This is a genomic window from Solwaraspora sp. WMMA2056, assembly GCF_030345095.1.
Classification (GTDB): domain Bacteria; phylum Actinomycetota; class Actinomycetes; order Mycobacteriales; family Micromonosporaceae; genus Micromonospora_E.
On record NZ_CP128360.1, the window covers coordinates 485,256 to 508,864 of the forward strand.

The window sequence follows — 23,609 nt, forward strand, 5'->3', positions numbered from 1 at the left end:
GTCGTTGGTTGCGAGCAAGGCTCAGGACTCCTCAGCCATGGCGCGAACAAGGCTCCGCGGGCGCATGTCGGTCCAGTTCTGCTCGACGTAGTCGAGGCACGCCTGATGGCTGTCCTCGGGGTGGGCGACGGTCCACCCTGCCGGCACGTCGATCGCCGCTGGCCACATCGAGTACTGACCCTCGTCGTTGACCAGCACCAGGAACCGGCCCTCGGTGTCGTCGAATGGGTTACCCATCAGTTCTCCTCCTTGGTCGTGGCGTTGCCGGCGATGACGGCCCGCAGGTGCTGCTCGAGAATCGGGCCGATCACCTGGAGCGCCTCCGGCGCCATGATCGTGCTGTGACTGGTCGCAATCGGGTGGTAGGTGATCTCGCCGACGAACTCCCGCCAAACCTCGGGGTCGAGCACCCGCTCCCGTTCCTGGGCCGCGCCGAAGATCAGCATGTCGGCCTCGACCCGTTCCGTGCGGTGCCTGGTAGCGATCGAGATGTTGCGGTGCAAAATCGCCATGAGTAGCTGGAACTCCTCCTCGGCGACGTTGCCCAGGACCGTGTTGGTGGTCCGGGCCAGTTCGGAGAACTGTGCGAAGGTGAGGTTGCCGTTCGGCAAAGCTGCCGGGTCGACGCCCAGCACCTCCAGGATGCCGGTGTAGACCTTGCCGGTAGCCTCGATGACCTGCGCCTGCTCCTCCTCGCTCAGCGGCCGGGCAGGCTCAGAGTCAAGCGCCACGATCAACCCGACCTGCTCCCCGGCGGCCTCCAGCCGGGCGGCCATGGCCTGCGCCACGACCCCGCCGAACGACTGCCCGAGCAGGTAGTACGGGCCGGTCTTCTGCACCTGACGCATCTCCTCGATGCAGTCGTCGGCCACCTGGATCAAGCTCTCCGGGAGCTCGTCGGGGTGGCTGAGCGCGCGGGACTGCAGCCCGTACACCGGGAAGTCGGGGCTCAGGTGCAACAGCAGATCCGAGTACGCCCAGCAGATCGCTGCCCCCGGGTGGACGCAGAACAGCGGTGGCAGGGTGCCCCCGGTGCGCAACGGCAGCAGCACGTCGAACGCCCGGCCGGCACCGTCGGAGCCGAGCTGCTCGGCGAGCTGCGCGACGGTAGGACCGGCGAAGAACGTCCGGATCGGGATCTCCGTGCCCATCACCTCGGCGATCCGGGCGATTAGCTTGTTCGCCAGCAGCGAATGGCCGCCCAGGTCGAAGAAGTTGTCCTCGACGCCGATCTGGCCCAGGCCCAGCACCTCGGCGAACAGGCCGCAGAGGATTTCCTCCTGCGGCGTACGCGGCCCGCGGCCTACCAGCGCCGTGACGTGCGGGGCCGGCAGCGCTTCCCGGTCCACCTTGCCGTTCGGCGTGAGCGGGAAGTCCGTCATCGCCGTCACCACCGCCGGCACCAGATGCTCGGGCAGCGACCGGCGCAGGTCCTCGCGGATACCGCTGACGTCGGCGCCAGGCTGGGCCGGGATGACGTACCCGAACAGGGCCAGGTCGCCCTGACGGTCGGCCCGTACGGCCACCGCGGTCCGCGTCACCGCCGGATGCTCGGCCAGCGCGGCCTCCACCTCGCCCAGCTCGACCCGCATCCCGCGAATCTTCACCTGTTCGTCGGTACGGCCGGCGTACTCCAGCTCGAATGCGTAGTTGAGCCGGCCGAGGTCGCCGGTACGGTACATCCGTGAGCCAGGCGGGCCGTACGGGTCGGCGACGAACCGCTCGGCGGTCAGGCCGGACCGGTGCAGGTATCCGCGCCCGACGGCGGGTCCCGCCACATACAGCTCACCCTCGGCGCCGGGCGGCACGATACGCAGATCGGCGTCGAGGACGTACACCCGCATGCCCGCGTTGGGTCGGCCGACCGTGACGCGCTCACCGTCCAGCGGGCCGGTCATCGTGCAGGCGATGGTCGTCTCGGTCTGGCCGTACACGTTGACCATGCGTCGGCCCGGCGACCAGCGCGCGGCGAGATCGGGTGTCAGCACCTCGCCGCCGAGCAGCAGGCCGCGCAGGTCGGCGAGCCGGCCCGCCGCGTCGACCGGCATGCTGGCCAGCACCGACGGCAGGGTCACCAGGTGCGTAATCCGCTTCTCGGCCAGCACCCGGGCCAGCGCGTCACCCACGATCAGTCCCGGCTCCGGCAGGACGAGCGTTCCCTGCGTGGCGAACGCCACGATGAAGTCCATGATCGAGGCGTCGAAGCTCGGCGAGGAGAGCTGCAGGACACGGCTGCCCGGCTCCACACCCCAGCGCTGCCGCCAGGACTCCGCCGCATCGGCCAGCCCGGCGTGGGTGATCACCGCCCCCTTGGGCCGGCCGGTCGACCCGGAGGTGTAGATGACGTAGGCCGGGTGGTCGAGGCCGAGGGCAGTCGTGCGGTCGCGATCGGTCGGGTCGTTGTCCGGCCAGCTCTCCCACTGCGCCACGGTCGCCGGGTCGTCGACGTCGATCACCGGCTGGTTCACGCCGAAGCGGGCCACCCCGGCGGCGTCCGTCACGACCAGCTTCGGCCGGGCATCCGCGCAGAGATACGCCACCCGGTCGGCCGGGTAGGTCGGGTCGATCGGCAGGTACGCCGCCCCGCTCTTGGCGATGGCCAGAATCGTGACGACCTGCCGGATGCTGCGCGGCAGCAGCACGGCGACGAGATCCTCCGGGCCGGCCCCACGGTCGATCAGCGCCCGCGCCATCCGGTTGGCCCGGCTGTTCAGCTCGGCGTACGTGGTGTCGGCCGCGCCGTCGGTCACGGCGATCGCGGACGGCGCAGCGGCAGCCCAGGCTTCGAAGAGCTGCGGCAGAGTTCCCGGCACCGGCGCGGCGATGTTGTCCAATTCGAGTCCTCCGATGGGTTGGTCGGGCGAGTCGACGACCTCGTGCAGCAGCTGGCCGAACTCGTCGAGGAAGGCGTCGACCGTCGCACTGTCGTAGAGGTCGGTGGCGTACTCGACGACGAGGATCAGCCCGGCGGGCGCGCCGTGGTCGTCGAACGTCTCGATCGCGTTGACGGACAGGTCCACCCGCGACACCCCGGTCTCGACCCCGTCCAGCTGCGGCCGTGCGGTCAGCCCGGCCAGCTCGAACTCGGCGTCCGGCGTGTTCTGCAGCACCAGCTGGACCTGGAAGAGCGGGTGCTGCCCGGGCGACCGGTCGGGGTTGAGCTTCTCCACCAAGTGGTCGAAGGGCATGTCCTGATGGGCGTACGCGGCCAGGCTGGTGTCCCGCACCTGCTCCAGCAGCCGGGTGAAGCTGGGGCGGCCGGAGGTGTCGATCCGCAGCACGAGCGTGTTGATGAAGAAGCCGACCAGGTCCTCGATGGCGTCGTCGGCGCGTCCCGCGGTCGGCGCGCCGACCGGGATGTCTGTGCCGGCACCGCTGCGACTCAGCTGCGCGCCGAGCGCCGCCTGCAACGCCATGAACAGGGTGGATCCGTGGCGCCGGGCCAGCACGCGCAGAGCCCGGTGCAGCTCCGCGTCGAGGTTGCGGGTCAGCGTGGCACCCCGGTGGCTGGCCTCGGCCGGGCGGGGCCGATCGGCCGGCAACGTCACCAGTCGCGGCAGACCGGCCAGCTGGTCGCGCCAGTAGGCGAGCTGGCGGCTGAGCCGGCTGTCCGGGTCAGCCTCGTCGCCCAGCATTCGGCGCTGCCAGAGGGCGAAGTCGGCGTACTGGACCCGCAGCGGCGCCCAGTCCGGGGCGTGACCGGCCGCGCGTTGCTCGTACGCCGTGGTCAGGTCCCGGGCCAGCGGCCGCATCGACCAGCCGTCCACCGCGACGTGGTGCACGACCAGCAGCAGCACCCATTCGTCGCCTCCGGTGGTAAACAGCGACGCCCGCACCGGGATCTCCCGGGACAGGTCGAACTCGTGCCGGGAGGCGTCGCGGAGCACCTGGGTCAAGTCGCCCTCGGCCACCGCACGTACTGGCAGGTCGATCTCGACGGCGTCCAGGATCCGCTGGTGAGGCTCCCCGCGCCGTTCGCCGAAGACGGTGCGCAGCACCTCGTGCCGGGCCAGCACGTCGCCGAGGGCGGCGCGCATCGCGGCCACGTCGAGCGCGCCGGACAAGCGCACCGCCAGCGGCGAGTTGTACGTCGCCGACGGCCCCTCCAGCTTCTGCATGAACCAGAGGCGCTGCTGCGCGAACGACAACGGGAGGACCTCCGGCCGTGGCGCCTGCTCCAGCGCGGGCCCCGCACGGCCCGACCCCTGTGCCAGCACCGCGGCGAGCTGGGCGGGCGTCGACGCGGCGAACACCTGCTGCAGCGGCACCTCGATGCTGAGCACGGCACGGATCCGGCTGGTCAACCTGGTGGCGAGCAGCGAGTGCCCGCCGAGGTCGAAGAAGCTCTCGTCGACCCCGACGCGGGGCAGTCCGAGCAGGTCGGCGTACAGCTCGCAGAGGATTTCCTCGTACGGGTCGCGCGGCCCGCGCTCCTCGGCCGTGGTGGTGACGATCTCGGGTTCCGGCAGCGCCCGGCGGTCGATCTTGCCGTTCGGGGTGAGCGGGATCCGCTCGATCGGCGTGATCGTGGCCGGCACCATGTGGTCGGGCAGCAACGACTTGATCGTGCCGCGCAGCTCGGAGACGTGCTCACCGGCGGTGCGGGCGACCGCGGGCACGTTGGCGACCACCTCCGGAGTGCCCGGTCGGCAGACGTCCGTGAGCGGCTCGTCCTCGCCGGCGGCGAGGAGCACCACGTCGTACATGTCCCAGTTCCGCGGCGACCAAGTGGGCACCGCCCGCCAGCCGCGCTCCGCGGCCCGCCGGCGTACCTGCTCCGGGTGCAGCCGGGGTTCGGTGGTGCCGGCCAGTCGCGGGTTCGGTATCCGGGTCAGGCGTACCGGCGCCTTCACGTCGGCCAGGTCCGTGACGTCACGGCCCCAGACCAGCTCCGGCAGGTCCCCGACCGGCCGGGTCGCGCCGGTGTGCAGCACCACCTCGTACCTGTAAGCGGTCAGCTCGTTGTCCGCGCTGCCCCGCTTGAGCAGCACCTCGACGCCGGTTGCCCGCGGATGCCGGAAGGCGGTGAAGAATTCGGGCGCGAGCAGCAGTTCCTTCTCGATCGCCACGGCGTGGTCCACTGCCGACGAGCCGGATCCGGGGTTGCGGAACTCGTGTACAGCGGCGTGCATCGCCCGCAGCAGGCCGTGGTGGCGCACGTCGCCGACGATCAGCCGGCCACCGTCGGCCAGCAGGTCGAGCGCTTTGCCCAGCACGTCGCGCAGGTAATCCGCGCTCGGGAAGTACTGGACCACCGAGTTCAGCACGATGGTGTCGAAGTGGCCGCGGGGCAGCCTCGACACGTCGTGGGCCGGTTGGCATCGCAGGTGCGCATGCTCCCAGCCGCGTTCCCGGGCGTACTCCCGTAGCCGCTCGACGGCGGCCGCCGAGAAGTCCGTCGCCCAGTACTCCTCGGTCCGCTCGATCAGCGGGACCATCAGGAGGCCGGAGCCCGCACCGATCTCCAGGACCCGGCGAGGGCCGAACCGGGCCACCTGCTCCACCGCGGACCGCTGCCACTCCCGCATCTGCTCGATCGGGATCGGCGCGCCGGTGAACGAACTGTTCCAACCCGCGAAGTCGGCGCCCGGCTCGCGCGCCAGTCCGCTGTAAACCTCGTGGTAGATGCTGCGCCACTCGTCCAGCTGATCGTCGAAGTCGGTTGCCGGACCCTGGTCGGCCAGTACGACGTACGCGGCGAGCGAGACGGCGCCGGAGCGGTCCGGCCGCGGCACCACGACGGCCCGCGCCACTGACGGTTGCGCGGCGAGGACGCGTTCCACCTCGCCGGGCTCCACCCGGAAGCCGCGGATCTTCACCTGCTCGTCGGAGCGGCCGAGGTACTCCAGGTCCCCGTCGGCGTTCCAGCGGACCATGTCGCCGGTGCGGTACATCCGCGTGCCGGCGGGCCCGTAGGGATCGGCCAGGAACCGGGTCGCGGTCAGACCGGCACGGCCCCGATAACCCCGGGCCAGGCCTTCGCCGACGATGTACAGCTCGCCCGGGACCCCGGGAGCGGCCAGCCCGAGCCTTTCGTCCAGCACGTACAGCCGGGTGCCGAGCGCCGGCTTGCCGATCGACACCGGGGGTTCGTGCAGGTCACCGGTCTGGCTGGCGACGACGGTCGCCTCGGTCGGCCCGTACGCGTTCACCATCCGCCGGCCGGGCGCCCACCTCCGCAGCAGCTCGGGCGGGCATGCCTCGGCACCGACGATGAGGGTACGGAAGTCGGTCAGGGTCTGCGGCGCGTCGGCCGGTAGGGTGCTCAGCACCGACGGAGGGATCAGCGCGTGGGTGATCCGGTGGTGGGCGAGGGCCCGCGCCAGCTCGTCGCCGGCCAGCCGGTCCGCCGAGGCGATCACCAGGGCGGCGCCGGAATCCCAGGCCCAGACCAGCTCCAGCACAGCGGCATCGAAACTCGGCGACGAAGCCTGCAGGATCCGGCTGTCCACGTCGGCCGCGCAGCGCTGGCGCAGGGTGGCGGCGAGGCCGCTGAGCCCGCGGTGGGTCACCACGACACCCTTGGGCTGCCCCGTCGAACCCGACGTATAGATCACATACGCGGCAGCGTCCACCGGCAACGGACACACCGGGTCATGCTCCGGCTGCCCGTCGAAGACATCCCCCTCACCGATCACCAACGCCGGAGCAGCATCCCGCAACAAATACTCCACCCGAGCCCGCGGATAACCCGGATCCACCGGCAGATACGCCGCACCCGCCTTCACGACCCCCAACACCGTCGCGACCTGCACCGCGCCGCGCGGCAGCACCACAGCCACCACATCCTCGACACCCACACCGCGCTCGATCAACGACCAGGCAACCCGATTCGCGTACGCATTCAGCTGCGCATACGACCAGCTCAGCTCCCCCTCGACAACCGCCACCGCATCCGGCGTGGCCGCCACCCGACGCTCGAACAACTCCGCCAGCGTCACCGCCGCCACCGGACCCGACGCCGCCCCCCACCGCTGCAACAACCGATCCCGCTCATCGACCCCCAGCAGCTGCACCCCACTCAACCGCGACCCCGGCGCCACCACCATCGCCCGCAACACCCGCACCCACCGAGCCGCGAACGCCTCGATCGTCGCCCGGTCATACAGATCAGTGGAGAACTCGACGACGCCGGTGACACCCGCGGGGCGCCCGTCGGCCGTGGTGGTCTCGGTCAGACTGAGCGACAGGTCGAACCGGGATGTGCCGGTGCCACGGCCCTCCTGCCACACCCGCACGCCGGAGAGGTCGAAGTTGGCCTCGGCGTTGTTTTGCAGCACCACGGCGATCTGGAACAGCGACTGATGCGACGCCGACCGCAGCGGATTGATCTTCTCGACCAGGTACTCGAACGGGATGTCCTGGTGCGCGTACGCGGCGAGGCTGCTGGCGCGTACCCGCTGAAGGAGCTCGACGAACGTCGGATCGTCGGACGTGTCGGTGCGCAGCACCACCATGTTGACGAAGAAGCCGACGAGGTCGTCGAGGCGTTCGTCGGTGCGACCGGCCACGCCGGCGCCGACTACCACGTCGGTGCCGGCACCGGAGCGGGTCAGCAGCGCCGACAGCGCGGTCTGCAGCACCATGAACAGCGTCGAACCGGTCCGCCGGGCCAGCGCCATCAGCCCCGCGTGCAGCTCCGCGTCCACCTGGAAGGTGCTTACGTCGCCCCGGTAGCTGGCCATCCTCGGCCGCGGGCGGTCGGTCGGCAGGGTCACCTGCTCGGGCAGGTCGGCAAGCCGGTCCCGCCAGAACGCGAGCTGGCGACCGAACGTGCTGTCCGGATCCGCGTCGTCGCCGAGCAACTCCCGGTGCCACAGTGTGTAGTCGGCGTACTGCACCGGCAGCGGTGCCCAGTCCGGGGCCCGGCCGGCCGCGCGCGCCGCATACGCCGTCGCCAGGTCCCGCGCCAGCGGCCGCAGCGACCACCCGTCGGCGACGATGTGGTGCAGTACCAGCATCAACACCCACTCGCCCGGACCGGCCGCGTACAGCGACACCCGTAGCGGGATTTCCCCGGCCAGGTCGAACCGGTGGCGCGCGGCGGCCTGCAGCGCTTCGTCCGAGGCGGCGTCGTGCACCGGCAATTCGATCTCGACCGGGTCCAGGATCCGCTGGTACGCCTGGCCGTCGTGCTCGGCGAAGACGGTGCGCAAGGCCTCGTGCCGGCCCACCACGTCGGTCAGCGCGGCCTGGAGCGCCGGTACGTCGAGCGGCCCCGACAGCCGCAGCGTGAGCGGCATGTTGTAGGTCGGCGACGGTCCTTCCAGCTTGTGCAGGAACCACAGGCGCTGCTGGGCGAACGACAGCGGCAGGAGCTCCGGTCGCGGCACCGGCTCCAGTGCCGTCCGGGCCGGGGCATTCGCCGCCAGGATCGCCCGGGCCAGCGCGGACGGCGTGGACGCCTCGAACAGGGTCAGCAGCCGCACCTCGAAGCCGAGCTTTGCCCGGATCCCGCTGATCAGGCGGGTACCCAGCAGCGAGTGTCCGCCCAGGTCGAAGAAGTCGTCCTCGGCGCCGACCTGCTCCAGGCCGAGGACCTCGGCGAAGAGTCCGCACAGGATCTCTTCCTCGGGGGTACGTGGGTCGCGTCCCCGCGAGGTCTCGAACTCCGGATCCGGCAGCGCGTCTCGGTCGAGCTTGCCGTTCGGCGTCAGCGGGATCTCCGGCAGCACGACGATCGCGACCGGCACCAGGTGATCGGGCAGGATCCGGCGCAGATCCTCGCGGACGGCCGCGGGGTCGGCGCCGGGCCGCTCGGGCACCATGTAACCAACCAGCGCGGGGTCACCTTGCCGATCGTCGCGGAACGCGACGACCGCGCGAGCCACATCCGGATGCGCCGTCAGCGCGGCCTGCACCTCGCCCGGCTCGACGCGGATACCCCGGATCTGGACCTGGTGGTCGGAACGGCCCAGGTATTCGAGTTCCCCGTCGGCGTTCCACCGGACCACGTCACCGGTGCGGTACATCCGCGCACCGGCCGGGCTGAAAGGATCGGCCACGAACCGCGACGCCGTCAGGCCGGCCCGGCGCAGGTAGCCCCGGGTCAGGCCGACGCCGCCGATGTACAGTTCGCCCCGCGACCCGGGCGGCGCCAGATGCAGGTTCGAGTCCAGCACGTACACCCGCCATCCGGGCAGCGGGGCGCCGATCGGATGCGCCTCCCCGGACAACGGGCGGCTGACCGTCGTCGCCACCGTGGTCTCCGTCGGGCCGTAGAGGTTCGTCATCCTCCGGCCCGCCGACCAGCGGCGCGCCAGGTCGGGCGAACACGCCTCGCCGCCGACCACAAGGCCCTGGAACGCCGGCAGCTGTCCGGTGGTCGCACTGGGCAAGGTCGCCAGCACTGACGGCGGCACGAACGCGTGCGTGACCCGCGCCTCCGCGATCAGCGTGGCCAACTCCTCGCCGGCCAGTCGCGACTCGCGGGAGACGACCAGGGCCGCACCGGCGCCGATGGCCATCATCAGTTCGAGGACCGAGGCGTCGAAGCTCGGCGACGCCATCAGCAGCACCCGGCTGTTGTCGGCGACGGCGTTGCGGCCGACCGTTCCGGAGGCGAGCGCGGCGAGGCCGCGGTGGGTCACCACGACACCCTTGGGCTGCCCCGTCGAACCCGACGTATAGATCACATACGCGGCAGCGTCCACCGGCAACGGACACACCGGGTCATGCTCCGGCTGCCCGTCGAAGACATCCCCCTCACCGATCACCAACGCCGGAGCAGCATCCCGCAACAAATACTCCACCCGAGCCCGCGGATAACCCGGATCCACCGGCAGATACGCCGCACCCGCCTTCACGACCCCCAACACCGTCGCGACCTGCACCGCGCCGCGCGGCAGCACCACAGCCACCACATCCTCGACACCCACACCGCGCTCGATCAACGACCAGGCAACCCGATTCGCGTACGCATTCAGCTGCGCATACGACCAGCTCAGCTCCCCCTCGACAACCGCCACCGCATCCGGCGTGGCCGCCACCCGACGCTCGAACAACTCAGACAGGGTGGTCGGCTCCACCTCCGGCTCGGCGTACGCCCAGCCGGTCAGCCGCTCCCGCTCGCCGTCGAGTAGCAGGTCCACCGACCCGATGCGCTGCTCCGGATCGTGCGCGACGGCGGCCAGGAATCGCAGCCAGCGGCCGACGAAAGCTTCGACCGTCGCGGCGTCGTACAGGTCGGTGGCGTACTCGACGGCCCCGATCACACCGCCGGCATCCGGCTGCTCTGCGAGGCTGATGAACAGGTCCACACGGGACAGCCCGGTGCTGACCCCCTCCAGCCTTGTTCGCAGGCCGGGCAGGTGGAAACCGGTGTCCGGGTTGTTCTGAAACGCCAGCAGCACCTGGAACAACGGATTATGCGCGGTACTGCGATGCGGATTGAGCTTCTCCACCAAAAACTCGAACGGCACATCCTGATGCGCATACGCCTCCAACGACGTATCCCGCACCCGCTCCAACAACTCACCAAAACCCGGATTCCCGGACGTGTCAGCCCGCAACACCAACGTGTTCACGAAAAACCCAACCAGATCGTCCAACGCATCATCGCTACGACCAGCAATCGGACTACCGATCGGCACATCCTCACCCGCACCCAGCCGCGTCAGCACCGCCGCCAACGCCGCCTGCAACACCATGAACAACGTCGCCCCCGACGCCCGGGCAAGCCGCAACAGATCCGCGTGCAACCCCGCATCCAACCGGAACATCCACACGTCACCGGCATACGACGCCGCCTGCGGCCGAGGCCGATCAGCCGGCAACGTCACCTGCTCCGGCAAACCCGCCAACCGCCCACGCCAATACGCCAACTGACGCCCGAACACACTGCCCGGATCAGCCTCCTCACCAAGCAACCGCCGCTGCCACAACGTGTAATCCGCGTACTGCACCGGCAACGGCGACCACGACGGACCACGACCCACCCGACGATCCGCATACGCCGTCGCCAAATCCCGCGCCAACGGCCCCAACGACGCACCATCAGCCGCGATGTGATGCAACACCAGCATCAACACCCACTCACCCGGACCAGCCACGAACAACCACGCCCGCACCGGAATCTCCCGAGCCAAGTCGAACTCGTACCGAGCCGCCTGCCGCAACGCACCCGGCAACTCACCCGCAGACACCTCACGCACCGGCAACCCGACATCCACCGCGTCCAACACCCGCTGACACGGCACACCATCCACCTCCGCGAACACCGTCCGCAGAGCCTCATGCCGGCCCACCACATCACCCAACGCAGCCCGCAACGCGCCCACATCCAACGAGCCCGAAAGCCGCAACGCCAACGGCGAGTTATACGTCGCCGACAACCCCTCCAACTTGTGCAAGAACCACAAACGCTGCTGAGCAAACGACAACGGCAACACCTCCGGCCGCACCACCGGCTCCAGCGCCCGCTGCACCCGACCCTGCTCCTCGCCCAACACCACCGCCAACTCGGCCGGCGACGGCGCGGCGAACAGCGCGCGCGGCGGCAGCTCGCAGCGGAACGCCTTGCGGATCCGAATGATCAGCCGGGTGGCCAACAGCGAATGCCCGCCCAGATCGAAGAAGCTGTCGTCCGGGTCCACCTGCGGCACGTCGAGCACTTGCGCGAACAGGACGCATAGCAGCTCCTCCTGCGGCGTACGCGGTGCGCGCCCCCGGCCGCCGGCCTGCTCGGGGTCCGGCAGCGCCCGCTGGTCGACCTTCCCGTGCGAGGTGCGGGGAATCTCGTCGAGGAGGACGACCGCCGATGGAACCATGTGCTCCGGCAGCTCGTCCTGCAGGTACGCGCGCAGCACTCCGTCGCGGACCGCCCGCCCGGAGGCCGGAACGGCGTACGCGAGAAGCTGGTCCAGCCGGACGATGACGGCGGCCTGGGCAACCGCAGGATGGCGCAGCAGCACGGACGCCACCTCGCCGGGCTCCACCCGGAAGCCGCGGATCTTCACCTGCTCGTCGGAGCGGCCGAGGTACTCCAGGTCCCCGTCGGCGTTCCAGCGGACCATGTCGCCGGTGCGGTACATCCGCGTGCCGGCGGGCCCGTAGGGATCGGCCAGGAACCGGGTCGCGGTTAGACCGGCACGGCCCCGATAACCCCGGGCCAGGCCCTCGCCGACGATGTACAGCTCGCCCGGGACCCCGGACGCCACCGGTTGAAGCGCGTCATCCAGCACGTAGAGCCGGGTGTTCAGCACCGGACGGCCGATCGGCGCCGGGCCGGGTGAAAGCTCCGCGCTGATCGATGCGCAGACGGTCGACTCGGTCGGGCCGTACGCGTTGAACATCCGGCGTCCGGGCGACCACCGCGCGGTCAGTTCGGGCGGGCACGCCTCCCCGGCGACCACCAGGGTGCCGAGGTCGGGCAGCCGGTCGGCCGGCACCGTCGCCAGCACGGTCGGCGGCAGCGTGAGGTGGGTGATGCGCTGCTCGTGCAGGACGGCCGCCAGGTCCTCCCCGGCCAGCCGGTCGGCCTCGGGCACCACCAGAACGGCGCCGGCGCCGAGGGCCATCACCAGCTCCCACACCGTGGCGTCGAAGCCGAGCGCGGCGAACTGCAGCACCCGCGAGCCCTCGCCCGCCCCGAGTCGCTGCTGCGTCGCGGCCATGCTCGCGAGCCCGCGGTGGGTCACCACGACACCCTTGGGCTGCCCCGTCGAACCCGACGTATAGATCACATACGCGGCAGCGTCCACCGGCAACGGACACACCGGGTCATGCTCCGGCTGCCCGTCGAAGACATCCCCCTCACCGATCACCAACGCCGGAGCAGCATCCCGCAACAAATACTCCACCCGAGCCCGCGGATAACCCGGATCCACCGGCAGATACGCCGCACCCGCCTTCACGACCCCCAACACCGTCGCGACCTGCACCGCGCCGCGCGGCAGCACCACAGCCACCACATCCTCGACACCCACACCGCGCTCGATCAACGACCAGGCAACCCGATTCGCGTACGCATTCAGCTGCGCATACGACCAGCTCAGCTCCCCCTCGACAACCGCCACCGCATCCGGCGTGGCCGCCACCCGACGCTCGAACAACTCCGCCAGCGTCACCGCCGCCACCGGACCCGACGCCGCCCCCCACCGCTGCAACAACCGATCCCGCTCATCGACCCCCAGCAGCTGCACCCCACTCAACCGCGACCCCGGCGCCACCACCATCGCCCGCAACACCCGCACCCACCGAGCCGCGAACGCCTCGATCGTCGCCCGGTCATACAGATCAGTGGAGAACTCGACGAGACCAGTGAGACCGGCCAGGCTGCCGTCCCGCGCCGAGGCCTCGACGATGTTGATCGACAGGTCCACCCGAGAGACGCCCGTGTCGACCGACATGCCGGAGGCGGTGACGCCCGGCAGGCTGACATTCTGCTCGGCGGTGTTCTGCAGTCCGAAGAGGATCTGCACCAGCGGGTGGTGGGCTGCCGAGCGGTGCGGGTTGAGCCGTTCCACCAGGTATTCGAAGGGCATGTGCTGGTGGGCGTACGCGGCCAGAGAGGTCTCCCGCACCCGGGTGAGCAGCTCGCTCAGGGTCGGATCGCCGGCGGTGTCGGTGCGCAGCACCAGCATGTTCACGAACAGACCGATCAGGTTTTCGAGACGGTCGTCGGTGCGCCCGGCGATGGGCGAGCCGATCGCGATGTCGGTTCCGGCCCCGAGCCGGGTGAGCAGGCCGGCCAGGGCCGCCTGAAGAACCATGAACAGGGTGGTGCCAGTCTCCCTGGCCAGGCGGACGAGCTCGGCGTGCTCCTTGGCGTCGAGGTCAAAGGTGACCGTCTCGCCGCGGTAGCTGGCGACCGCCGGGCGTGGCCGGTCGGTCGGCAGCGTTACCTGGTCGGGCAGATCCGCCAACTGCTCCAGCCAGTAGGAGACCTGCCGGCTGGACACACTGTCCGGGTCGTCGTTGGCGCCCAGGTGCTCACGTTGCCAGAGCGTGTAGTCGGCGTACTGCACGGGCAGCGGCTGCCACGACGGCGCGTGTCCCGCCCGCCGGCTGGTGTATGCGGAGGTCAGGTCGGACACGAGCACCTGCAGCGACCACCCGTCGGCGACGACGTGGTGCAGCACCAGCATCAACACCCACTCGCCCGGACCGGCCGCGAACAGCCACGCCCGCAGTGGGATCTCCCGTGCCAGGTCGAACTCGTACCGAGCCGCCTCGCGCAACGCGCCCGGCAGCTTCGACTGGGGCACCTCACGAATGGTCAGTTCGACCTCGGCGGAGTCCAGGATCCGCTGGTACGGGTTCCCTGCCCGCTCGGCGAAGACCGTCCGCAGCGCCTCGTGCCGGACGACGACGTCCGCCAGCCCCAACCGCAGCGCGTCCACGTCCAGATCGCCGGAGAGCTTGATCGCCAGCGGCGAGTTGTACGTCGCCGACGGCCCCTCCAGCTTGTGCAGGAACCACAAACGCTGCTGCGCGAACGACAGCGGCAGCGCCTCGGGCCGTGGCACCGGCTGCAACCGGGCCGGCACCGGGCCGGCATCGAGGAGCTGAGCGGCCAGTTGCCGCGGGGTCGGAGCGTTGAAGAACGTCCGCATCGACACGTCGACGCCGAGCGTGCCGCGCACCCGCGAGATCAACCGGGTCACCAGCAGCGAGTGTCCGCCCAGGTCGAAGAAGTTATCGTCGGCGCCGATCTGCTCGATCCCCAGGACGTCGGCGAACACGGATCGCAGGATCTCCTCCTGCGGCGTGCCCGGCGTCCGGTTGCCCACAGCCGAGGTGACGAACCGCGGCTCGGGCAGCGCATTGCGATCCAGCTTGCCGTTGGCGTTGACCGGAAACTTGTCGAGCACTACGACCGCGGCCGGCACGAGGTAATCGGGCAGCTCGGCGCGCAGCTCGGCGCGCAGGCGATCGGCGTCGGCGGGTTCCGCACCGGCCGTCACATAGGCGTACAGCGCCTGGAATCCGTGCTGATCGCGTCGGGCGACCACGACGGCCTGCGCAACGCTCGGCCGCCGCACCAGCGCGGCCTCGATCTCGCCTGGCTCCACCCGGAAGCCACGGATCTTGAGCTGGTGGTCGGACCGGCCGAAGTACTCGAGCTCGCCGTCGGCGTTCCACCGCACCACGTCACCGGTCCGGTACGCCCGGGCGCCCGCGGGGCCGAACGGGTCGGCCACGAACCGCGACGCCGTCAGGGCCGGGCGACCGAGATATCCCCGGGCCACTCCGATACCACCGATGTACAGCTCGCCGCGCGCGCCTGGCGGGACCGGGCGCAGGTTCGCGTCGAGCACATACACCCGGGTACCCGGCAGCGGAGCGCCGATCGGGTGGGCGCCGTCGGACATCGGGCGGCTGATCGACGCCGCCACCGTGGTCTCCGTCGGGCCGTAGAGGTTCGTCATCCGCCGGCCCGCCGACCAGCGCCGGACCAGATCCGCCGAACACGCCTCCCCGCCGACCACCAGACTCCGCAGCCCGGCCAGTCGTCCGGGGGCCTCATCCGGCAGCGTCGCCAGCACCGACGGCGGCACGAAGGCGTGCGACACGCCCGCGTCCGCAAGCAGCTCCGCCAGCTCCTCGCCGGCCAGCCGGCCGGGCTCGGGCATCACCAGCACGGCCCCCGCGTGGAACGCGGCAAGGAACTCGAAGACGGATACGTCGAAGCTCGGCGAGGTGAGCTGCAGGACCCGGCTATCCCGGTCGACGGCCGCCCGCTCGCAGCCGCTGACTGCCAGCGCCGCCAGACCGCGGTGGGTCACGATCGTGCCCTTGGGCCGGCCCGTCGAGCCGGAGGTGTAGATGACGTAGGCGGCGTGTTCGAGCCGCACGGCGACGCCGACCGGGTCGGTCACCGGCGCCTCCCGCAGCGCAGCGGCCACGGCGGGGTCGTCGATCGCTATGGCGCCGGCTGCCCCCTCCGCATGGGCGGTGTCGGTGAGCAGCATCTTCGGCCGGGCGTCCACGATGAGGTACCCGATCCGTTCCGCCGGGTACGCCGGGTCGATCGGCAGGAACGCGGCACCGGCCTTGCCGATCGCGAGCACGGCAGCGAGCTGCATCGTGCTACGCGGCATCAGCACACCGACGATGTCCTCGGGTCCGACACCACGGTCGATCAGGTATGCGGCCAGCCGGTTCGCGTTCTCGTTCAGTTCCGCGTACGTCCAGCTGAGCTGCCCCTCGACCACAGCGGTCGCGTCCGGGACAGCGGCGGCTGTGGCCTCGAAGACGGCAGGCCACACCCGTGGGTCGGGAACCGCCGCGTTCCGCCCGGACAGGGCGAGAACCGTCGCGTTCTCCTCGCCGGAGAGCAAATCGACGGCGTTGATCCGGCGGCTCGGGTCCGCGACGGCCGCCTGCAGCATGCGCACGAACCGTGCGGCGAACGACTCGACGGTGCTCGCGTCGTACAGGTCGGTGGCGTATTCGATTGCGGCGCGGATGCCCTGCGGCGCACCGTCCGCGCCGAACGTCTCGGTGACGTTGAGGGTGAGGTCCACCCGGGACACGCCGGTGCCGATCTCCTCCGGCTCGGCACGCAGGCCGGGCAGGTGGAAACCGGTGTCCGGGTTGTTCTGAAACGCCAGCAGCACCTGGAACAACGGATTATGCGCGGTACTGCGATGCGGATTGAGCTTCTCCACCAAAAACTCGAACGGCACATCCTGATGCGCATACGCCTCCAACGACGTATCCCGCACCCGCTCCAACAACTCACCAAAACCCGGATTCCCGGACGTGTCAGCCCGCAACACCAACGTGTTCACGAAAAACCCAACCAGATCGTCCAACGCATCATCGCTACGACCAGCAATCGGACTACCGATCGGCACATCCTCACCCGCACCCAGCCGCGTCAGCACCGCCGCCAACGCCGCCTGCAACACCATGAACAACGTCGCCCCCGACGCCCGGGCAAGCCGCAACAGATCCGCGTGCAACCCCGCATCCAACCGGAACATCCACACGTCACCGGCATACGACGCCGCCTGCGGCCGAGGCCGATCAGCCGGCAACGTCACCTGCTCCGGCAAACCCGCCAACCGCCCACGCCAATACGCCAACTGACGCCCGAACACACTGCCCGGATCAGCCTCCTCACCAAGCAACCGCCGCTGCCACAACGTGTAATCCGCGTACTGCACCGGCAACGGCGACCACGACGGACCACGACCCACCCGACGATCCGCATACGCCGTCGCCAAATCCCGCGCCAACGGCCCCAACGACGCACCATCAGCCGCGATGTGATGCAACACCAGCATCAACACCCACTCACCCGGACCAGCCACGAACAACCACGCCCGCACCGGAATCTCCCGAGCCAAGTCGAACTCGTACCGAGCCGCCTGCCGCAACGCACCCGGCAACTCACCCGCAGACACCTCACGCACCGGCAACCCGACATCCACCGCGTCCAACACCCGCTGACACGGCACACCATCCACCTCCGCGAACACCGTCCGCAGAGCCTCATGCCGGCCCACCACATCACCCAACGCAGCCCGCAACGCGCCCACATCCAACGAGCCCGAAAGCCGCAACGCCAACGGCGAGTTATACGTCGCCGACAACCCCTCCAACTTGTGCAAGAACCACAAACGCTGCTGAGCAAACGACAACGGCAACACCTCCGGCCGCACCACCGGCTCCAGCGCCCGCTGCACCCGACCCTGCTCCTCGCCCAACACCACCGCCAACTCGGCCGGCGACGGCGCGGCGAAGATCTGTTGCAGAAGCGCCTCGACGCCAAGCACCGAGCGGATCCGGCTGGTCAGTCTGGTGGCCAACAGCGAATGCCCGCCCAGATCGAAGAAGCTGTCGTCGACGCCGACCCGCTCCAGGCCCAAGATGTCGGCGTACAGCTCGCAGAGGATCTGCTCCAGTGGGGTTCGCGGGTGGCGTCCGCGCGAGAGCACCACCTCCGGGTCCGGCAGCGCCCGGCGGTCGATCTTCCCGTTCGGAGTGACCGGGATCCGCTCGATCTGGGTAATCGTGGCCGGGACCATGTAGTCCGGCAGCAACCTCTGCACCGTCGAGCGCAACTCCGACACCAGCTCGCCGGCCGTACGGGCGACCGCAGGGACGTTGGCCGGCTCGACGCCGTCGGCCGGGCGGTACACGTCGGCCAGGGGTTCCGCCTCGGCGGCGTCGATCAGCACGACGTCGTACGTGTTCCAGCGGTTCGGCGACCACGTCGGCACCGCCCGCATGCCGCGCTGGACCGCCCACCGGCGCACCGCCTCGGGTTCAAGCTCCGGGCCGGCCGACGGGGGCACCGCGTCCATGCCGTCCAGCAACCGCACCGCGGCCACCCCGCCGGCCAGCCGCGGGTTCGGGATGCCGGTCACCCGCGCCGGGCCGGTCACCACGTCCAGGTCGATGGTGTCTCGGCCCCACACCAGCACGGGCAGCGTCGCGAGCCGCCGCGCCGGGGCGGTGTGCAGGACGACCTCGTACCGGTAGCCGGTCAGCTCGTTCGACGCCTGCCCGGTCTTGAGCGTCACCTCGACACCGGTAATGGCCGGGTGGTCGATCGAGGTGAAGAACTCGGGGGCCAGCAGCAGCTCCTTCTCCACCGCCATGGCGTGCTCGACCGCCGCGCGCCGCCCCTCGGTGCCACGGAAGTCGTGCACCGCCGCGTGGAACACCCGCAGCAGGCCGTAGTGCCGGACGTCGCCGACGATGACCCGGCCGCCGTCGGCGAGCAGGTCCACGACCTGGACGAGCACGTCGCGCAGGTAGTCAGCGCTCGGGAAGTACTGCACCACCGAGTTGATGACGACCGTGTCGAAGTAGCGGCGGGGCAGGCCGGAAACGTCGTGCGCCGGCTGGCAGGACAGCCGCACGTCGTTCCACCCGCGGGCGTCCGCGAACGCGCGCAGCCGGTCGATCGAGACCTCAGACAGGTCCGTGCCCCAGTATTCGTCGACGGCGTCGGCCAACGGGGCCATCAGCAGGCCGGAGCCCGAGCCGATCTCCAGCACCCGGCCGCGCCCGAAGCGCCGCACCGCGTCGACCGCGGACCGCTGCCACTCCCGCATCTCCTCGATCGGGATCGGGCCGCCGGTGAACGAGCTGGTCCAGCCGATGAAGTCGTTGCCCGCGTCACCGGAGAAACCGGCGTAGACCTGGTCGTAGATGTCGTTCCACTCGGACAGCTGATCATCGAAGCCGGCCGGCGACGCCGCCGCCAGCACCACGTACGCCGCCAGGGAGACCGACCCCGAGCGGTCTCGGCGGGGCACCACCACGGCTCTATCGACCGACGGCTGGCTCGCGAGGACGTGTTCGACCTCGCCGGGCTCGACCCGGAAGCCGCGGACCTTCACCTGCTCGTCGGAGCGCCCCAGGTACTCCAGCTCGCCGTCCGTGTTCCATCGGACGACGTCGCCGGTCCGGTATATCCGTGACCCCGGCTCGCCGTACGGGTTCGCAACGAACCGCGACGCGGTCAGCCCACCCCGGCGCAGGTAGCCCCGAGCCAGGCCGGCCCCACCGATGTACAACTCGCCGGGCACCCCGGGAGCCGCCGGCCGGAGCGTCTCGTCCAGTACGTACAGCTCAGCGTCGATGACCGGCCGGCCGATCGGGGCGCGCGCCTCGGCCAGCGGGAAGGTGTGTGAGGCGGCGACCGTGCACTCGGTCGGGCCGTACGCGTTGACGAAGTCCCGCCCCGGCAGCCACAGCCGGACCAGTTCGGGCGGGCAGGACTCTGCGCCGACGCTGAGTATCCGGAACTCGGGAAGCCGTCCGGCAGCCTCTGCCGGAATAGTGCTCAACGCCGATGGCGGGATGTGCGCGTGGGTGATCCGCCGCTCCGCGAGCGCCTGAGCCAGTTCCTCGCCGGCCAGCCGGTGCTGGCTGGCGATGACCAGCCGGGCCCCGGAGCTGAACGCCCATACCATCTCCAGCACCGAGGCGTCCACACTGGGCGACGACAGCTGCAGCACCCGGTCGTTCGGTCCCGCGGCACACCGCTCCCGCAGAGTCTCGGCGAAGGCCGCAAGGCCGCGGTGGGTCACCACGACGCCCTTGGGCTGCCCGGTCGAGCCGGAGGTGTAGATGACGTACGCCGGGCTGTCGACGTTCGAGGGCCGTCCCCGGTCGGCGTCCGCCGGATCGTCGCCCCGGCCGGTACCCCAGTCGTCGATCATGACCAGCTCACAGGGCAGGTCGGCGGGCAGGTTCTCGGCACCAGCACGGGAGGTCAGCACCAGCCGTGGGTCCGAGTCGATGATCACGTGCCGGTTGCGACGATCCGGGAAGACCAGGTCCACCGGCACATACGCGGCACCTGCCTTGAGCACCCCGAGCAGGGACGCCACCAGGCGCGCGGACCTCGGCATGGCGACGGCGACGAGGTCCTCCGGGCCGATGCCCCGATCGATCAGCCGGCCCGCGACGTGGTTGGCGTACCGGTTCACCTCGCGGTACGTCCACACATCGCTGCCGTCACTCACGGCGATCGCGTCCGGCGTGGCAGCCACCTGCCGGGCGAACATGTCGCCGAGGGTCACCGGCGGGACGTCCCGTTCGTACCGCCGCCACCCGGCCAGCCGGGACTCGTCGCCGGGAGTGGTGACGTCGAGCGTGTCGACCCTGCGGCTCGGATCCGCCATCACCTGGCGGATCAATTGGATCCAGCGCTCGACGACAGCCTCCGCCGTCGCGCGGTCGTAGAGGTCAGCGGCGTACTCCGCGGTGCCGCTGATTCCGTCCCTGTGCTCGGTGACGCTCAGCGAGAGGTCGAACCGGGCGGTCCCGGTCGGGATCTGCTCCGCGCGTACCCGCAGGCCGGGCAGGTCGAACGGAACAGAGGTGTTGTTCTGCAGGACCAGGGCGACCTGGAACAGCGACTGACGGCCGGCGACCCGATCCGGGTTGAGGCTCTCGACCAGCTGCTCGAACGGGATGTCCTGGTGGCCGTACGCCTCAATGCTGGTGTCACGCACCTGATGCAGCAGTTCGGTGAACGGCGGCGAGCCGGCGGTGTCGGTGCGGAGCACCAGCATGTTGACGAAGAGCCCGACCAGATCGTCGAGTGCGGGCTCGGACCGTCCGGCGACGCCGGCACCGATGGCGACGTCCGTGCCGGCGCCGAGCCGGGTAAGCAGCGCGGCCACGGTGGCCTGCAGGACCATGTAGACGGTGACGCCGTTGCGGCGGGCGAGCTCCGTTATGCCGGCGTGCAGCTCGGCGTCCATGGTGATCGGGACGACGCCGCCGCGGTAGGTGGCGACGGCCGGGCGAGGCCGGTCGCCCGGCACGGTGATCTCGTGTGGGAGGTCGGCGAGCTGCTCACGCCAGTACCGCAGTTGCTCGGTCAGCGGGCTTGCCTGCTCCTCCTCGCCACCGAGCATCGTGCGCTGCCAGAGCGTGTAATCGGCGTACTGGACCGGGAGCGGTGGCCACTGCGGTACGACCCCGTTGAGCCGGGCCGAGTAGGCGGTGACCAGGTCCCGGGCCAGGGGCGCGCCGGACCAGCCGTCGCCGGCGATGTGGTGGATGACCAGCACCAGTACGGACTCGTCCGGGCTGACGGTGAGCAGTTCGGCGCGGACCGGGATCTGCCGGGCCAGCTCGAACTCGTGCCGTGCCGACCGACGCACTTCCTCGTCCACCTGCGCCGCGCCGATCGGACGGACGGGCAGGGCCGGGCGCACCTCCCCCGGGTCCAGGATCTGCTGGTACGGCTGACCGTCGACCTCGTGGATGAGGGTGCGCAGCGGCTCGTGGCGGCCGATGACGTCGGTGAGGGCCGCAGCCAGCGCGCCGGTGTCGACCTTCCCGGTCAGGTGCAGGGCGAGCGGCATGTTGTAGGTCGCCGACGGCCCTTCAAGGCGGTGCAGGAACCAGAGCCGCTGCTGCGCGAAGGAGAGCGGGATCCGCTCGGGCCGAGGCAGGCGGGTCAGCTCCGGGCGGGCCGGGCCGGCCTCCTGCCGTTGCAGGTACGACGCCAGGGCGGCCGGGGTGGACTTCTCGAATAAGTCCTTCATGCGCACCTCGAGGCCGAGGGTGCCGCGGATCCGGCCGATCAACCGGCCGGCTAGCAGCGAGTGCCCACCGAGGTCGAAGAAGTCGTCGTCGAACCCCACCTGCGGCAGTTCGAGGATCTCGGCGAACACAACCCGGAGCATGTCCTCGACCGGGCTGCGCGCAGTCCGGTCGAGTCCGGCCGGGGTGTACTCCGGGTCGGGCAGGGCGTCACGGTCGACCTTGCCGTTCGGGGTCAGCGGCAGGCTGTCGAGCAGCACGACATTGGCCGGGACCAGGTACGACGGCAGCGTGCCGCGCAGGTCGTCGCGCAGGTCGTCGCGCAGGTCCGCCGCGCCGATGGCGGCCGCGGCCGGAACGACGTAGGCGACGAGCTGTCGTTCACCGCGGGCGTTCGGCCGTACGGTGACGGCCGCGTGCACGACGTCGGTCCGGCGCTGCAGCACCGCCTCGAGCTCGCCGGGCTCCACCCGGGCACCCCGGATCTTGACCTGGTCGTCGGCGCGGCGCAGGAACTCCAGCTGCCCGTCGGGGCGGATCAGGCCGACATCGCTGGTGCGGTACATCCGCGACCCGGGCTGCCCGTACGGATCGGCGAGGAACCGGGACGCGGTCAGGCCCGGCCGGCGTAGATAGCCCCGGGCCACGTTGGTGCCCGCGACGTACAACTCGCCGGCCGTTCCCGGGACGACCTGCGCCAGCGTGTCATCCAGGACGTAGACGCGGGTGCCGTCGATGGCCCTGCCGATCGGGGCGTCCGGGCCGTTCAGCGGCGTGGTGAGGGTGGCGGCCACAGTGGTCTCGGTCGCGCCGTACCCGTTGATCAGCCGGCGGCCCGCCGACCACCGCCGCACCAGCTCGGGCGGGCAGGTCTCCCCGCCGATGTGCACCGTGGTCAGGTCGGGAAGCTGATTCTCGGCGTCCGGCGGGAGCGAGGCCAGCACCGGAACTGGCAGCGTGACGTGCGTGATCCGCTGCTCCCGCAGCACCCGGAGCAGGTCATCGCCGGAGAGCTGGTCGGCCTGGCTGACGACCAGGGTGCCGCCGGTGGCCACCGCGGTGAGCAGCTCCCAGATGGCCACGTCGAAGCCGAGCGACGCCAGTTGCAGCACCCGCGGGGTGTCGCCAGGGGCGTACTGGCCGCTGACCGTGCGGGCAAGGTTGACCATGCTGCCGTGCGTGACGCCGACGCCCTTCGGCGTCCCGGTGGAGCCGGACGTGTAGATGACGTACGCCAGGCTGTCGGAGGTGAGCGGCACCCTCGGATTGTCTTCCGGTTGCCCGGCCCAGGCGGCGGCGTCGCCGTCGAGGATCAGGCTGGGCGTGGCGTCGGCCAGCAGGTAGTTGATGCGCTCGGCCGGCAGGACCGGATCGAGCGGCAGATAGACGGCGCCCGACTTGAGCGTGCCGAGCAGCGCGGCGACCTGGTCGATGCCGCAGTCGAGGGCGACACCCACCGTCTGCTCCGGCCCGACACCGCGCCCGATCAGCCACCACGCGATGCGGTTGGCGGCCGAGTTCAGCTCCTGGTACGACCACACGCGGTCGCCGTCGGTGATCACCGGCACGTCGGGGTGCGCCTCGACCACCGATTCGTACAACCGGACGATGGTGGCCGCTACGTCAGCAGAGCTCATGCTCAC

2 protein-coding genes are annotated in these 23,609 nt (G+C 70.6%); both read right to left on the reverse strand.

Annotation, left to right across the window (positions count from 1 at the left end):
• Positions 1-21: 21 nt before the first annotated feature.
• The gene (locus O7608_RS02410) at positions 22-237 is read right to left on the reverse strand and encodes an MbtH family protein (RefSeq protein ID WP_289208428.1); all 216 of its coding nucleotides are present in this window, start codon (positions 235-237) and stop codon (positions 22-24) included.
• Entirely contained in the window at positions 237-23,603 is a 23,367-nt protein-coding gene (locus tag O7608_RS02415) for a non-ribosomal peptide synthase/polyketide synthase (protein ID WP_289208429.1), read from the reverse strand. The genes O7608_RS02410 and O7608_RS02415 overlap by 1 nt, the downstream gene beginning before the upstream one ends.
• Positions 23,604-23,609 lie beyond the last annotated feature (6 nt).

Coding starts and splice junctions, on each gene's coding strand:
- O7608_RS02410 (WP_289208428.1), bottom strand. CDS start 237: ATGGGTAACCCATTCGACGACACCGAGGGCCGGTTCCTGGTGCTGGTC.
- O7608_RS02415 (WP_289208429.1), bottom strand. CDS start 23,603: ATGAGCTCTGCTGACGTAGCGGCCACCATCGTCCGGTTGTACGAATCG.